Origin of the sequence: Moorena sp. SIO1F2, from assembly GCF_010672755.1 — a bacterium.
Classification (GTDB): Bacteria; Cyanobacteriota; Cyanobacteriia; order Cyanobacteriales; family Coleofasciculaceae; genus Moorena.
In genome coordinates, this window is record NZ_JAAHFV010000680.1 from 1 (window position 1) to 1,082 (window position 1,082).

A 1,082-nucleotide genomic window follows, 5' to 3' on the forward strand; every position below is an offset into this window, starting at 1 on the left:
TGCTTTAGATAGTTATCTCTAGAGCATCGGTTTGGTGATCAGATTTAGGGAGTAGGGAGTAGGGAGTAGGGAGTAGGGAGTAGGGAGTAGCAAAGCAGCGCCTAGCTGTGGGGGTTCCCCCCATGAGCGACTGCATCAAGACATTGAATTTACCTAATAAGTCTGAGAAATGCTATATAAAAATGACAGATAAAGATTTCATACCAAGTTGCGCTCAAACGTACAACTTTCTCTTCCCCCAATCTCCCCATCTCCCCATCTCCCCATCTCCCTATCCAACCAATCTACTATCTTTGAATGCAACTCGGTATCACAAGGAGTGCGGCTCGTGATGAGTTCTGAAAATTGGTTGTATGCCATGCTTAATTAACAACCGTATTATATGGATTGGATAATACAGGAAAGCCAGCACTCTAGGCAGGGAGAGTAACGCCCAATCCGCTTCGTTGGGCATGACGGTAACAAACAAACTGTTTTTTAGCCAATGGAGACAGTACATTACTCTGTCATGCAGACGCTCTCTCATGCTGAAGTAGAAGCGATGATTGTAAGACAAGAAAAAGACCCAAAACCCTTTTGCTTCTGAGAGCTTAGGTGGCTGTTCAAGGTCACGGAAAAGCTGTGATCGTACTTGGATAGCGAGGGATTGGGAGACTGGTTGGGCTTGCAATTTATTTAAGACTATCTGTGGCAACGTGACTCCCAGCAAATCCCTGACTAGGCAAAGGTCAAGCAAGAGCATGCGTTCACAACCGAGCTTTTGAGCCTCTGCCAGTACTCTGCGCCAATCTAACTGGGGATGAGTACGGAGTAGTTGAGCAACGTCGCATAACTGAGCCAGACGTACACTCCAGTGACAACAGTCTTTGCCCAATTGCACACAGAGAATTAACAGCATCTGTTCTGGCGAGATAGTAGAGACTGTCTTACCAGCAAGAGATAGAGGCTGAAGATGCGATCGCAAATACTCAAAATCTAATGGCAAACAGAATAAATCGGGTACTATCCCCTCGTGAAGGTCAATACAAACTCGACTCTTTTTATCCACAAAGTGATACTCCCAGCCCAGGTCTTTTTGCAAT

At 45.6% G+C, this 1,082-nt stretch carries 2 protein-coding genes; both read right to left on the bottom strand.

Annotated elements, in window-relative coordinates; translation table 11 throughout:
- Window positions 1-4 precede the first annotated feature (4 nt).
- Window positions 5-139 carry a hypothetical protein gene (locus F6J94_RS33980; protein WP_293048379.1) on the bottom strand — a complete coding sequence of 45 codons (135 nt, stop codon included), beginning with the start codon at window positions 137-139 and terminating at the stop codon, window positions 5-7.
- A gap of 171 nt (window positions 140-310) precedes the next feature.
- On the bottom strand, window positions 311-1,082 hold a 772-nt coding region (locus F6J94_RS33985; RefSeq protein WP_293048380.1), incomplete at its 5' end, for a nucleotidyltransferase family protein.